The 13,758-nt window shown below is 61.1% G+C and carries 10 protein-coding genes; 1 reads left to right on the top strand and 9 read right to left on the bottom strand.

The features are described from left to right. Window positions 1–20: 20 nt before the first annotated feature. The 6 genes from J5W70_RS12310 to J5W70_RS12285 form a co-directional block, all read right to left on the bottom strand. The gene (locus J5W70_RS12310) at window positions 21–1,241 is read right to left on the bottom strand and encodes a hydrogenase small subunit (RefSeq protein ID WP_022397360.1); all 1,221 of its coding nucleotides are present in this window, start codon (window positions 1,239–1,241) and stop codon (window positions 21–23) included. Window positions 1,242–1,326: 85 nt separating this feature from the next. Then, window positions 1,327–2,799 carry a carbohydrate porin gene (locus J5W70_RS12305; RefSeq protein WP_022397359.1) on the bottom strand — a complete coding sequence of 491 codons (1,473 nt, stop codon included), beginning with the start codon at window positions 2,797–2,799 and terminating at the stop codon, window positions 1,327–1,329. 634 nt (window positions 2,800–3,433) lie between these two features. Then, window positions 3,434–4,705 (bottom strand): adenylosuccinate synthase, encoded by a 1,272-nt coding sequence (locus tag J5W70_RS12300; RefSeq protein ID WP_022397358.1) that lies wholly within the window; start codon window positions 4,703–4,705, stop codon window positions 3,434–3,436. A gap of 594 nt (window positions 4,706–5,299) precedes the next feature. Then, window positions 5,300–6,688, bottom strand: coding sequence for a P-loop NTPase family protein (locus tag J5W70_RS12295; RefSeq protein WP_022397357.1), 1,389 nt, complete (start codon window positions 6,686–6,688; stop codon window positions 5,300–5,302). 26 nt (window positions 6,689–6,714) lie between these two features. Continuing rightward, the gene (locus J5W70_RS12290; RefSeq protein ID WP_022397356.1) at window positions 6,715–8,292 is read right to left on the bottom strand and encodes a hypothetical protein; all 1,578 of its coding nucleotides are present in this window, start codon (window positions 8,290–8,292) and stop codon (window positions 6,715–6,717) included. A 14-nt stretch (window positions 8,293–8,306) separates the two neighbouring features. Next, window positions 8,307–10,832, bottom strand: coding sequence for a transglycosylase domain-containing protein (locus tag J5W70_RS12285; RefSeq protein WP_215832850.1), 2,526 nt, complete (start codon window positions 10,830–10,832; stop codon window positions 8,307–8,309). Between J5W70_RS12285 and J5W70_RS12280 the strand changes: the two genes are divergently transcribed. Then, entirely contained in the window at window positions 10,831–11,088 is a 258-nt protein-coding gene (locus tag J5W70_RS12280; protein ID WP_180971829.1) for a hypothetical protein, read from the top strand. The genes J5W70_RS12285 and J5W70_RS12280 overlap by 2 nt on opposite strands. Here the strand turns inward: J5W70_RS12280 and pth are convergent. From pth to J5W70_RS12265, 3 genes are all read right to left on the bottom strand, one after another. After that, window positions 11,085–11,660, bottom strand: coding sequence for an aminoacyl-tRNA hydrolase (pth, locus tag J5W70_RS12275; protein ID WP_102722498.1), 576 nt, complete (start codon window positions 11,658–11,660; stop codon window positions 11,085–11,087). The genes J5W70_RS12280 and pth overlap by 4 nt on opposite strands. A gap of 117 nt (window positions 11,661–11,777) precedes the next feature. Then, window positions 11,778–12,680 carry a DUF58 domain-containing protein gene (locus J5W70_RS12270; RefSeq protein WP_022397352.1) on the bottom strand — a complete coding sequence of 301 codons (903 nt, stop codon included), beginning with the start codon at window positions 12,678–12,680 and terminating at the stop codon, window positions 11,778–11,780. 38 nt (window positions 12,681–12,718) lie between these two features. Then, window positions 12,719–13,723 carry an AAA family ATPase gene (locus tag J5W70_RS12265; protein WP_022397351.1) on the bottom strand — a complete coding sequence of 335 codons (1,005 nt, stop codon included), beginning with the start codon at window positions 13,721–13,723 and terminating at the stop codon, window positions 12,719–12,721. Between the last annotated feature and the right edge of the window lie 35 nt (window positions 13,724–13,758).

Raw genomic sequence — 13,758 nt, 5'->3', positions numbered from 1 at the left:
CTGGTGGTGAAAGCTTCTGGTTATTCTTCAGTTTCCTTGTCGGGCGAGCCGGGAGCGTCCCCGAAGGCGGGCAGGGAGACGTTCGCCTCCTCCTTCATGTGCTGCTTCTTGTAATGGATGGCGGAACCTACGGCATGGGCGGCGATCGCCGCGCCCGCGCCGGCCACGCCCACGGCCCCGATCACGTTGGCGGAGGCCTCCACGCCGAAGCCGTTCACGTTGGGCAGCGTCTTGTAGAAGGGGGTCATGCGGTCAAAGAAGTACAGCTCCGTGCAGCCGATGCACGGGTGGCCGGACTGGATGGGGAAGCTGACGCCGCCGTTCCACTTCACGATGGGGCAGGGGGAAAACGTATCCGGCCCCTTGCAGCCCACCTTGTACAGGCAGAAGCATTCCCGCGCGTTCTCATCGTCAAACACGTTGACGAACTGGCCGGCGTCAAAGTGGGCGCGGCGCGGGCAGTTGTTATGGATGCGGGTGCCGTACGCCATCAGCGGGCGCGTCTCCAGGTCGCATTCCGGGGCGCGGTCAAAGGTCAGGATGTACATGATGACGGCGGTGATCACGTCCCCGATGGGCGGGCAGCCCGGCACATTGATGACCGTGCGGTCCGTCAGGATGTCCCGGATGCCCACGGCCCCGGTAGGGTTGGGGCGGGCGGCCTGGATGGAGCCGAAGTACGCGCAGGAGCCCACCGCCAGGATGTAGGAGGCGTTTTCCGCGCAGTGGCGCAGCATGTGCTCCACCGTATCCCCGGCCACGGTGCAGTACACCCCTCCGTCGTTGACCGGGACGGAACCGTTGATGACGAGGATATGGGGTTCCTTGATGGCCTCTTCCAGGGCGGCGTTGGCTGCGTCCCCGGAGGGGGCCATCAGCAGTTCCACGTAAGGCATGGAGACGGCGGAAAGCACCATGTCCCCGATCTCCTCGTTATAGCTGCGGATGGTGCTTTCCAGGCACCCGGTGCATTCCTGGAGCTGGAGCCAGATGACCACCGGGCGTTTCAGGGCGGCCATCTTGTCCGCAATCTCCTGGGCGTTGGAAACGCCTCCCGTCACGGTGGCGACGCCCATCAGGGCGATCATTTTCAGGCACCATTTATTGAATTCGCGCCGGCTGACGCCGCGGCGCTCCATGTGTTCCCCCAGGGTTTCCCCGGGACGCCATGTGGTTAAAATCTCATGATTCAGGGAGGCCTGCTCCGCCTCCTGCATGGAAGGTTGCTGCGTGCGCTTCATGTGCGTGGTCCAAATAAATCGTTTTCATTTAGACACGATTTCCGGGAAATGCGATCAATATTTTCCAATTTTTCAGGGGCTGCCCCTACCAGGACCAGACGTTCTGGATTTGGAAAACCACGGCCGTCTGGCCCCTGCGGCCGTTGACGGGATTCTTGACGAGCTGAATGTCAGGCTGGAGCGTCATGGTGGGCGTCACCTGGGCCACATAGGTCAGTTCAATGCCGTATTCATTCTTGTTCACGTACGGACCATTCTTTTTGGCGCCCTGCTGCCAGAGGAAGCCCAGGCCCAGGTAGCCGTCATTGGAGGCGCCTTTTCCGCGGAAGGGGGAGAGGAGCACCAGCCCCGTGGTGGCCGCGCAGCGCACGCCGGTCAGCGTGGCGGCGTCATCGCTGGCCCAGCCGCCGCGGAAGAACCAGCCCAGGTGGCTGCTGCGGCCAAGCTGCTGCTGGAAGTTCACGGCCACGCCGCCGCCGTTTTCACTGTTGCTGGTGGTGAAGAAGGGCTGGAGGCGGTACACGCCGGAACCCATGCCGCAGAAGTCCTCCGCCACGTAGCCGAATTCAAGCACGTTCGTCCAGTTGTCCGAGTTCAGGTTCCTGAACGGGTTGTGGTTCTGGGTCATGTTGTTGGCGGCGGTGGCTCCCATCACGTAAAAGGAGGTGGTGGGCTGCCATGCGAAATGGAAGCCCAGGGAGTTGTCCGTCAGGGGCAGCATGGGGTTGTTGCCGAAGACGCTGTTGGTCAGGTTATTGTTGTGTGAGTTGGCGTAGGCGTTGTGGTCCATGTAATTGGTGGTGTCCAGCTGGCCCGCCATCAGCAGGAGCTTGCCGCCCGCTCCCACCCATGCCAGGCTCAGGTTGCTGAGGTGGGGGTCCGGCCCCTGGAAGGAACTGGTGGGATTCTGGAGGGAGCCCAGCGTGGTGGCGGGGCCCTTGCTCCCTTCATTGAAGTCAAAGCCGTTGCCGAAGTCGAACTCGGAGGCCAGGTACAGGCCGCTCCCCGTGGAGTTGTTGCGGAAAATGGTAATATTGGTCAGCAGGGAGCCGTTATAGGAGGGGAAATCCGTCTTTCCGTTCAGGCCGCCGCCCGTCAGTCCCGTGTAGTTGAAGCCGAACTGGGCGGAATAGGTGATGCCGTATCTGGACAGGGCGGTCTTGATCTTCTGCGCCCCGGTGGAAATCATGTCTTCACGGATCCAGGCGTTCGGTTCCGCGCAGGTGTTGCCGAAGACGTAGGAACTGTCCAGATACGGCATCATCTTGAGAGGCTTGGCCGCAAACCATTCAATGCCGGGGGCGGAGGGCCTGGCCTCATGCTGGAGAAGAACGCTGGGCCTGGTGGGAACGCCGGGCGTTCTCTTGGTGATTTGTTCTTCCGGCCGCATGCCCTTCAGCAGGCTGGGGCTTATTTCCCTGCCTTCCAGGGTTTTCACGCGCAGGCCGCGTTCCGTGTTCAGGTAGGGAGGCGTGGTCGTCACTACGGGTGCGGGCTGCTGGGCCAGGACGGGATCGCAGGAGGCCACGACGGCGACGGCGCACAAGGAGGGAAGCATGACATGTTTCATATAGACAATCAGACAAGACAGCAGACGGAAGTGTCATAACTCAACTGAAATGCTGACACGAATACCTGTTTTTTCCCGCCTTTCCTCAAAAAGGGAAGACTGCCCCTCCCGCCGCCTCATTCAACCGGGCATGAGCAAGCAGGTGCGGTTCTCCGTTTCCTGGCGTCCGCGCCGCCGTATTCCAAACAGCGTGGAGGGGGAGGAAGGAGGAAAGGCATGCCCCCTGTTCCGTCCCGGATTCCCTTGGTTGGCAGTTGGCCGTGGAAACGCTTCCATAGAAGAACGGGAATGGGAATATGAGAGAAGGAAGGGAGGGCTTTAAAGGTAAAAAGGCTGGTTATAACCGGGGCTCCTGTACGGATTTCAATAGAGAGTGGAGAGTGGAGAGTGGAGAGTGGAGAGTGGAGAGTGGAGAGTGGAGAGTGGAGAGTGGAGAGTGGAGAGTGGAGAGTGGAGAGTGGAGAGTGGAGAGTGGAGAGTGGAGAGTGGAGAGTGGAGAGTGGAGAGTAGGGGCGCAAAGAAAAAGGCGGAGAAGGCAGAAAAAAAGAGGGCCGTTCCGCGCTGGGGAAGCGGAACGGCCCTTGAAGGTAAAGGGAGGCTTGGGAAAGCCGGAATAGGGGGGTTATTTCACGGCGATCGTCTGTTCGCGGTCGGGGCCCACGCCCACGGTCGTGACGGGGCAGCCGATGAGCTCGCTCATGCGCTTGACGAATTTCCTGGCGTTTTCCGGAATCTCTTCCCAGGAACGGCAGGCGGAGATGTCCTGCATCCAGCCGGGCACCGTTTCATACACGGGCTTGCAGCGTTCCCATTCGTCCACCGTGGCGGGCGGATAGGCCAGGATTTCACCGTCCAGGTCATAGCCTGTGCAGATTTTGATTTCCGGGCACTTGTCGTAGCCGTCCAGGTTGGTCATGGCCATTTCGTCAAAGCCGTTGAACATGGCGGAGAAGCGGAGCAGCACGCCGTCCGCCCAGCCGCAGCGGCGGGGACGGCCCGTAGTGGCGCCGAATTCGCGGCCCATGCTGTGCAGGTGGTTGGAGATTTCTTCATCTTCCGTGACGAAGGGGCCGGAACCCACGCGGGTGGTATAGGCCTTGCACACGCCGATGATGCGGTCAATCTTGTGCGGCGGAACGCCCGTGCCGGTGCAGGCGCCGGCGGAAGAGGTGTTGGAGGAGGTGACGAACGGGTAGGTGCCGAAGTCCACGTCCAGGTAAGCGCCCTGGGCTCCTTCAAAGAGGATGCTCTTTCCGGAGGCCACGGCTTCATGCATGACCGGGATGGTATTGGTGATGTGGGGGCGCAGCACGTCCGCGGCGGCAGTCACTTCCGCCACCATTTTTTCTTCATCCATGGAGGGAAGGCCCATGCGTTCCATTTCCGCGTTCGCCATCTTGATGCGGCGGCGCAGCACTTCGTCAAAAATCCTGGGATCCCTCATGTCCGCCATGCGCACGCCTATGCGGCGGGCCTTGTCCGCGTACGTGGGGCCAATGCCGCGCTTGGTGGTGCCGATGGCTTTTTTGCCGAGGGCGGATTCCTGGGCGGCGTCCATTTCCTTGTGGAAGGGGAGGACCACGTGGGCGCGGTCGGAGATGAGAAGGTTGTCCTTCGTGATGGAGACGCCCTGGCCGCGGAGCTCATTGATTTCCTCCACCAGGCCGATGGGGTCCAGCACCACACCATTACCGATGACGCAAAGCTTGCCCGGCCACAGGATGCCGGAGGGGACAAGGTGAAGGATGTACTTCTTCCCGTTGGCGATTACGGTATGGCCCGCGTTGTTGCCGCCCTGGCCGCGTGCCACCACGTCGGCGGATTCCGTCAGGAAATCGATCATTTTGCCCTTGCCTTCGTCGCCCCATTGGGAGCCGATAATAATGGTATTCATGATAAAAATGGAACTCGGAGACCTTAATGAGATTCCCGCCTTATGGCAAGACAATCTTACAAAGTTGTTAAGTTTTCCTGATAAGATGAGTTTGAAGAAGGGAAACGTTCCGGGGAGCGGAGCGGGGAGGATGAGCGTGGCTGTGCCGGATTCTCCGGGTTCAGGACAGGGAATGAGGCAGGGAAGGCAATGCCGGAGGAGGAAACCGAAAGAACATGCAATCGTAAAAGGAAACGGTGGAAATGCTGATTCACGGTGGTTTTGCGCCTCCGGCGTCCTGGGAGCCGGAAGATTCTCGCCTCTCGCAGGTAAAAGCTTTTCCGGAGCGCAGAGGCGGCTTTTCTTTCAAATACCCGTCGCTCCGCTCCGGCGGAGGCTGCGATGAGGGACGGAGGCCCTCATTTCCAGGGGCGGCCGGACGTGAAAAGAACGATGGAAGTGTTTGCTAACCGCATATTTGCGGTTTCCGCCCAATACCCAGGGCATCCGTAAGGGGAAACTTTTCCTTCCTGTAAAACCTCCCCGGCAGGTAGCAGGTAAGCCGCCGTTGGAAAAGCACTGGAGAGTGGCCGCACAGACTTTTTAAAGAGGAGGTCAGCGGAAATGCAGGGCGGAGCGGTGAGCCTCCGCGGGAACCAGAGTTTTCCAGATGTCTTCATCCGCGGCGATCATGCGCTGGATGTCCCGCGGCGTGTGGCGCAGCAGGAATTCATTGAAGAAGGGGACGTCAACCACCAGGCCGTTCGCCAGGAAGTGCTGGTACAGGTGCACGTATTGTTCCGGGGCGCGGAAGGTGCGCGCCGTGACGAATTCCCCGGATTTGCGGTTGAGCCAGGGAGAGACGTACAGGCGCGTCTTGTTCTGGAAGGTGCGGCCGAAGGATTCCAGGATGCCGCCGGGGATGTCCTCCGTCCATTTTTCCTTGAACAGTTCGTTCAACAGGCCGATGGAGAGGGCGATGGCGATGGGCTCGTTCGTGTAGCGCGCCAGCAGCTCGGACAGGTTGTCAAAACGGGCCATCTTGGTAATCAGCACGTTCTTGCCCAGGGCTTTCAGGCTGTCCGCGCGGTCCAGGAATTCCAGATGGTCCACGTCCCCGCCGCGGAGCAGGTTGTTCATGGATATTTCACAGATTTCCAGGCAGCGGTCCGCCTGCGTTTCATTGATGTGCGAGAGGAAGCATTTTTTCACCTGCGCCATGACTTCCAGATGCAGGTTGCAGACGGGATTGAAGCTGCCCCTCATCAGCACGATGGGGCGTTTGTACAGCACGTCCGCCGCCTGGGCCACCTGGCCGTTTGCCAGGAACAGGGTGGCCGGCGTCAGACCGGATTTGACGAGCTGGAGCGCAAAAAGGCGGTTGTCCACCATGGAGAAGCCGTGGCCCTCAAAGCGGACGACGTCTATCTCCACCAGGCGGGGATCCAGATTGTCCACCAGGGATTCAATGAATTCCTCCAGCCGGTCCCTTTTGAAAAAGACGGCGTGCAGGATGTTGACGCCCAGGATGCCCAGGTCCTTCATCTGGCTGTCGTGGTCCGGGTCATTCAGGCGCACGTGAATGATCAGGTCGGACGGTTCCGCCTCCGGCTTCAATTGGAAGCGCACGCCTATCCAGCCGTTCCACGGGCCGTTGTCCCGGTAGCCTTTCACCTTCACCGTATTGCAGAAGGCGAAGAAGCGGGTGTCCTTGCCGCGCTTGGGCCCCAGGCGGTTGACGAGCTGGGTGAATTCGTAATCCAGCATGCCTTTCAGGCGTTCTTCCGAGACGTAGCGCTTGACGGGGCCGTACAGCGTGTCGCTGACGGTCATGTCATAGGCGGAGATGGTCTTGGCCACCGTGCCGGCGGCCCCGGAGGCACGGAAGAACCAGTTGGCCGTTTCCTGGCCGGCGCCTATTTCCGCAAAGGTGCCGTAAATGGTGGTGGCCAGATTGAGTTGGAGGGCTTTGTCCTGTGTTTGCGCTAATGCTTTGGAACTCATGGAAAACGGGAACCGGTTCTGGATTGTCAGTTGGTGGTGGGAAGGAGGTTGCGGGTGGCGTCGCTCATCCATCCGGAATACAGTAGCTTGTCAATAATGACGGACTGGTTGCCGGGCAGGTCCGCCGGGTAGTGAATGAGCACGCAGGCGCGCACGGGGCCGTTGTAAAGGAGCTTGGTCAGTTCCAGCGCCAGCGGGGAATACCTGTCCACGTACGCGTTCAGGCGCTCCCCGTTGGGGAATTCCAGGGAGAAGTTGATGTAGGCGGTATTGCGGTAGCTTTCCGCGGAGGATTCCTCCAGGAAGGGCGGCTGGTAGATGCCGGGCATGCTGAGGGCTATTCTGACGGGGACGGGTTTGGAGGGCTTTTTGGCTTCCAGCTCCGCCGGGAGCATGGGGGAGTAACCCTCCCAGGCTTCCCAGTCCAGCTTCCATTTGCCGGAGTTCCGGTCATACAGGAAGATGGCCGGGCGGACGGTGTTGTCATCCATCAGCACGGATATCTGGAGCAGGTCCCCGTTCTTGGAGCTTTTCCCCGCTTCCTGCGGCAGGTAGTCCTTGTACCGCCCGTAGGAGGCCCAGTGAGCCATTTTGGGGCGCACGGCCTCGGGCTCCATCACGTAGTTGAGCCTTTCTTCGTCTGATTCCGCCATGCAGTAGAGGGCCAGTTCATTCATGGCTGCCGTGATGTGGGCGGAGACGGATTCCACTTCCCGGTCTTCCTCCCTGCGGGGATGGGTCATGAGCCGGTATTGCTGCTCCCTCTGCTCCAGTTCCGCCAGCAGGTCCTTGTTCACGTCCAGGGAGAAGACCGCTTCATGGTCCACAAACCGGTCTGAAATATTCAGAATCTTGGAGCCTTCCGCTTCCATGTCCTTTCCGCGCAGGAACATGAACACGCCCAGCGAGGCCAGCACCAGGCCGGAGACAAAGAGCCAGATGTGCCAGGTGGGGCGGCGCTCGCTGCGGGCGGCTTCCCGGGCGGTGGGTTGGTATTCCGGCTCTTCATGCGCCAGGGAGGCGCTGCGGGCGGCTGTGATGGCAGGGGCGGCGTCCCCCTTTTCCTTCCGCTTGCGGATTTTGGTAGTGGGTTCCGCAGGGATGGGGATGGAAGGCCTGGTAACGGCAATGCTCCGTTTATCCGTCTTTTTCTGAGGCGTAAGAGATTTGTGGGAAGATGCGGACGGGGAAGCGGAGGGGCTTTCCTCCTGCGCGCCGCCGTGCCGGACGGAGGCTGCTGGTTCAGGCGTCCCTTCCGGGATTTCAGGCGCTTTTTCCGGAGCTTCAGGCATCCGTTCCGGGGCCATTGCTGGCTCTTCCTCCTGCCGGGTGGCCGTGACGGTGGAATGGCAGACGGGGCATTTCACCTTGTTCCCTATGCAGGAGGGATTGACGGCAAAGGAATTGTTGCACACGTTGCAGCGGCAGGGGACGGCGGCCTGTTCTTCCGTTTCATCCTTGACTTTCTCTTCCTGCCGGGCGGTGACCGGAGCGGCGCAGATGGGGCATTGCACCTGGCTTCCCAGAAAAGACGTTTTCACGGCAAAGGGGTTGCCGCATGACGGGCATGTGCAGGCTACCGTATCCTGGGAGGGGGTGGGCATGGAAGAAAAGGGAGTTACAGGTGGATGAATTCCGGAACGGGGATGGTGATGGGCTTGGGAGCGGGCAGCGTGATGCTCGTGTCCGTATGGTCCGGAGAAACGGGGTCTGCGGAAAGGGCCTGGGCTTCCGGCACGTTTTCACCCGCGCCCAGCAGTTCATAGTTGCGGTTGGCGGGGCCCTGGTTCAGCTCCGTGTGGTAGGGGTCGTCCCCCTGGAGGATGGCCTTGGTGGGCAGGATGGGCGGCAGGGGCAGGATGCGGTTCTGCGCCGTGAAGGGTGAGACGGGGGCGGAGATGTCCTCCCCGTGGAGGTCGCAGAAGGGAAGGCTGGAATCCCCCTTGCGGAGGTATTCAAACATGGTGTGGCGGCGGTATTTCTTGTCCACCGGATCAATGTCATAGCAACTGTGCGTGGCTCTCTTCCCGGTGGTCAGGCAGATTTCCACCCGTTCCACGCTGGGGGGCGGGGCCAGTTCCCCGGCGGGGAAGAGGCGTTCCGCCTCCGTGACGGCGGCGCCCAGGACGGAGGCGCAGGTGTCCGACGAGAAGGCCCCGTTGTAAATGGGTTTTTTCCCTTCCAGGAAGCCTACCCAGATGCCGCAGGTGATGCGGCTGTCATAGCCGAACAGCCAGTTGTCCGCAAAGTCATACGTAGTCCCCGTTTTCACGCCCCCCCTGAAGTCTTTCGGCAGATGCGGGGCCACGCGCTGGGCGGAGCCGTTTTTCAGGGAGGAATTCAGGATGTTGTGGAGCTGGAAGGCCGTGGCGGTGGAGGTGGCCCCCTTCCGCACCTGGGCGTTGTTCCGGGTTTCAATGGCCTGGTTGGATTCCCAGATCAACTGGCCGTCCTCATCCTCTATCCTGTCCAGGTAATAAATATCCTGCGGGCGGGAGCCGCCGTTCGGGATGGCGGTGTAGGCCAGCGTCATTTCCTTCAGGGAGGCGGGTTCCGTGCCCACGAAAATCTTGGGGCGGTAAACGGGGTTCACCTCCGTGCTGCCCGCTTCACGCACGGGCTTGCGGATGCCGAAGTCCGTGAGCTTTTTCACGAAGGGGGATGTGCCCATGTCCATCCCCATGCGCAGGGAGGCGGCAATCTTGGAGGCGGACAGGCCGCGGTGGGCGGTAATCATGCCTTCATAGCGGTTTTTGGAGCTTTCCGCGCCCCATTCCCCCAGGATGCCTTCCGAGCCGCCGATGCCCGTCAGGCGGTTGTCAATGGCGTCGTCCAGAATGCGGGTGACGGGGCTTTTGCCCGTGTCAAAGGCCGTAGCGTACAGGAAGGGCAGGATGGCGGTGCCGGTGGGGCGGGCGCCGTCCTTGATGGCGTCATACTGGCGCTTGGTGTAATCCCTGCCTCCGTGGTAGGCCAGAACGGCGCCGGACTGGTTGTCCACCACCAGCAGGGCTCCTTCCAGGTAGCGCGGCTTGTCCCCGGAGGCTCCGTGGTAGTCCGCGGCTTTCTGGTGGCGGTAGCCGGGGCGTTTTTCAATGTTTTCCAGGGCCTGTTCCAGGGATTTCCCGGTGGCCTCCTGAAGCTTCCTGTCAAGGGTGGTGTAAATCTTGAGGCCGGCGGCATTCACGCGGTCCTCCCCCAGATAGGCGGTAATCTCTGCGGAAATGCGGTCGTAAATGTGGGAGACGCCGCGTTTCAGCGGCCTGGGGTTGAGCCCCAGGTCCATGGCGGAGAGGCGTTCCGCTTCATCCGGCGTAATGTACTTTTCCCGTGCCATGCGGTTGAGCACATGGTTGCGCCATTTCAGGTTGCTTTCCGGATTATTGAGAGGGGAAAGGCCGTTCGGGTTTTTAATCAGGGCGGCGATGGAGGCGGCCTCCCGCGTAGTGAGGTCCGCAGGTTCCTTGCCGAAGTAGCCCAGAGAGGCGGCGCGGATGCCGTAGAACCCGCTGCCGAAGTAAACGCGGTTCAGGTAAAACTCCAGCACCTGGTCCTTGCTGTACCGTTCCGTAATGCGGCGCGCCAGCGCTATTTCCACGAATTTGCGGCCAAAGCTGCCTTCATTCCTGGCCTTGGCCCGGTTCTTCAGGTCGTACGCGTTTCTGGCAAGCTGCTGGGTGATGGAAGAGGCTCCCTGGTTGGCGTCCCCGCTGTTGTGGATGTATTCCCTGCCTGCCCGCAAAATCCCCAGGAAGTCATAGCCCGGATGCTCCCGGAAGCGGGAGTCCTCCTGGGCGATCAGCGCGTTGACCATGGCGGGCGAAATCTTGTCCAGCGTGACGTAGCTGCGGTTTTCCACATAAATGCGGCCTATTTCCTCCCCGTTCCGGTCGTAAATAATGCTGGGCTTTTCCAGGTCGTTGATGCGTTCCAGGTCAAACTCCGCCGCCCAGTTGTCATAGCGTTTCCAGGCCATCATGAAGCCAAAGTAGCCCACGGCCCCCCCGATGGCGGCCAGAACCAGGCACCACAGCACCAGCTTCCGGATGAAGCTCCAGAATCGCTTCCTGGGCTTGGCCTTGGGTTGGCGCCTTTTGTTGGCCTGCATGTGCCTGCGCGGAGCTTGTGAACTTAATTCAGCCATGAAGATGAAGCAAGATTTGTCCTGGGAGGAGAAAAAACGTGCAAAAATCCTAGCGGATTCCCGTTTGTTTAGCAATACCGTACACTGTTGGCGAGCGAAAAAAGAAGGCATGCGTCCCGGGAATCTCCCGGAACCCCGCAGGCTACTGAATCATCCTGCGTCCGCAGGACGCGCCGGCTTTAAGGAAAAAGCGCGTCCGTTCCCCGCGCGTTTATATTTTAATGCCGCAAGGGCTTGCGGCGGTCCGGGCGGCTAATGGTCCTGCACGGCGTTGAAAATGTTGCCTGCCTTCGTGATGCCGTGTTCCATGGTGTACAGCACGGCGTCCGCCGCCTTTCCCAGCATCACGTCCAGAAGCTCGCGTTCCTCCGGGCGGAATTTGCCCAGCACGTGGCCGATCATCTCCCCCTTGCCGCGTGGCAGGCCGATGCCGAAGCGGAGGCGCGGGAACTCCTGCGTGCCCATGTGGGCGATGAGCGACTTGATGCCGTTGTGGCCGCCTGCGGAGCCTTTTTCCCGCAGCTTCATCACGCCCAGCGGAAAATCCACCTCGTCATGAATGACGAACACGCTGCGCGGGTCCAGCTTGAAGAAGCGCATCATGGGCCCCACGCACAGGCCGGATTCATTCATGAAGGTGGCGGGCTTCACCAGCAGGACGCCGGGGCCTGCCGCCAGCTCGCACTTGCGCTGCCTGTCCGTCTTGAACACGGCGCCCCACCCGGCAGCCAGGCGGTCCACCACCATGAAACCCGCGTTGTGGCGGGTATCTTCATAAGTCCTGCCCGGATTGCCCAGGCCCACGATCATTTTAACGGGTGCGTCCACGATGGAAGAGAAGGAGAAAAAAATGAAAACTGCCGCTTACGGCGGCACGGAAGGCGCGCGGGAAATCCTGCACCCGTTCCGCGGCGCAATCAACCGTTCCGTGAGACAGCCGGGCGCTTATCTGCCCGCTTTCTTCTTCTGCCGCCCCATCAGGAACCCGGTCAGCACGTCTTCCAAGGCGTCCCCGGTCCTGACCAGGCGGTAGTCCGCGTTAATGTCCGTGCAGATGCGGCGCGTTTCCTCCAGGTAGCCGGCCACGATGGCGCGGTACTCGTCCGCGATGAGGTCCGGTTCCGTAATCAGGGAGCCGCCGCCCTCCATGTCCACAAAGCGGATGGGGCGGTCAAAGTCGAAGTCTATTTCCAACTGGTCCACCAGATGGAACACGGCCACGTCATGCTTGCGGAAGTGGAGGTGCCGAAGGGCGTTTTTAAGTTCCTCCGTATCCGTGAACAGGTCGGAAAAAATCAGCACCAGGGCACGGCGGCTGACGCGTTCCGCCAGTTCATGCAGAGTCTCCGCCAGCACGGTTTCCCCCTTGGGGTACTGCGTATCCATCTGGCTGATGAGCACGTTCAGGTGGGCGGGGCGGCGGGAGGCCGGAATGTGCAGCGTGGCGCCGTCCTTCGTCTGCCGGGAAAAGCTCAGCCCCACGGCGTCCCCCTGCCGGATGGCGATGTAAGCCAGGTTGGCCGCCAGCCTGCACGCGCGCATGTACTTGGACTCCACCTGCTCCGGGTGGTAATTCATGGAGCCGGAAAGGTCCAGGACGATGTAGGCGCGCAGGTTGGTATCCGCCTCAAACTCCTTGATGTAATACCTGTCTGACCGGGCGTACGCCTTCCAGTCCAGGCGGCGCGTATCATCCCCGGAAACGTACTTGCGGTACTCCGCGAACTCCACGGAGGAGCCGCGGTTGGCGCTTCTGTGGCGGCCGGATACGTTCCCCGTCATGCTGTGGCGCGCTTCCAGGGGAAGATTCCCCAGGCGGCTGAGCAGGTCGTGGTTCAGGTACTTCATGGGTGGGCAGGGCAAGGGAGTGGATAACGCGGGGACGGTCAGACTTCCGCCGCCAGGCGCGCCACGGCCTTGCGGGGCGTGATGCCCTGGGACTCCGCGGCGAAGTTCGTGACCACGCGGTGCATCAGCACGGGCTCCACAATGGCGTCTATGTCCTCCTTGCGGACGATGTAGCTGCCCTGGAGGGCGGCGCGGGTCTTAGCCCCCAGAATGAGGAACTGGACGGCGCGGGGGCCCGCGCCCCAGGCCACGTACTGCTTCACCCATTCCGGAGAAGTCTCCAGGGAGGGGCGGGTGGCGCGCACCAGCTTCACGGCGTACTCGTAAATATGTTCCGGGACGGGCACGCGGCGCACCAGGTCCTGGTAAAAAATGATCTCCTCCCCGGAAAGGACGTGCTTGAGCTCCTCGCTGCGGTTTCCGGTGGTCTCACGGGCGATGCGCATTTCTTCCTCCTCCGTGGGGTAATCCACTTCAATCAGGAACATGAAGCGGTCAAGCTGGGCTTCCGGCAGGGGATAGGTGCCTTCCTGCTCAATGGGGTTCTGGGTGGCGAGCACGAAGAAGGGAGGCAGAAGGGTGAAGGTGCGGCCCATGACGGTGACGCGGCGCTCCTGCATGGCTTCCAGCAGGGCGGACTGGGTTTTTGCGGGGGCGCGGTTGATTTCGTCCGCCAGCACGATGTTGGCGAAGACCGGGCCCTTGATGAACTCAAACTGCCGCTTGCCGCCGGCGGAATCATCCTGGATGATGTCCGTACCGGTGATGTCCGCGGGCATCAGGTCCGGCGTGAACTGGATGCGGTTGAAACTGAGGTCCAGCGTTTTTGCCACGGAGCTGATCAGCAGCGTCTTCGCCAGGCCGGGAACGCCCATCAGGAGCGCGTGCCCGCGGGAGAACAGGGCGATGCTCAACAGCTCCACGACGCGCTGCTGGCCGATGATGATCTTGCTCAATTCCGCGGAAAGCTCCTTGTAAATGGCGCCGAGCCGGTCAATGGCGGCTACGTCGTCGTCAGGCAGAGATGGGGTGGTGGGTTCCATATTGCATGTACATAACACTTTTCATGCCCTTTTCC

It is taken from the genome of Akkermansia massiliensis, from assembly GCF_018847375.1.
In the GTDB taxonomy this organism is placed as follows: domain Bacteria; phylum Verrucomicrobiota; class Verrucomicrobiia; order Verrucomicrobiales; family Akkermansiaceae; genus Akkermansia; species Akkermansia massiliensis.
This window is presented reverse-complemented; position numbering and strand designations above follow the sequence as displayed.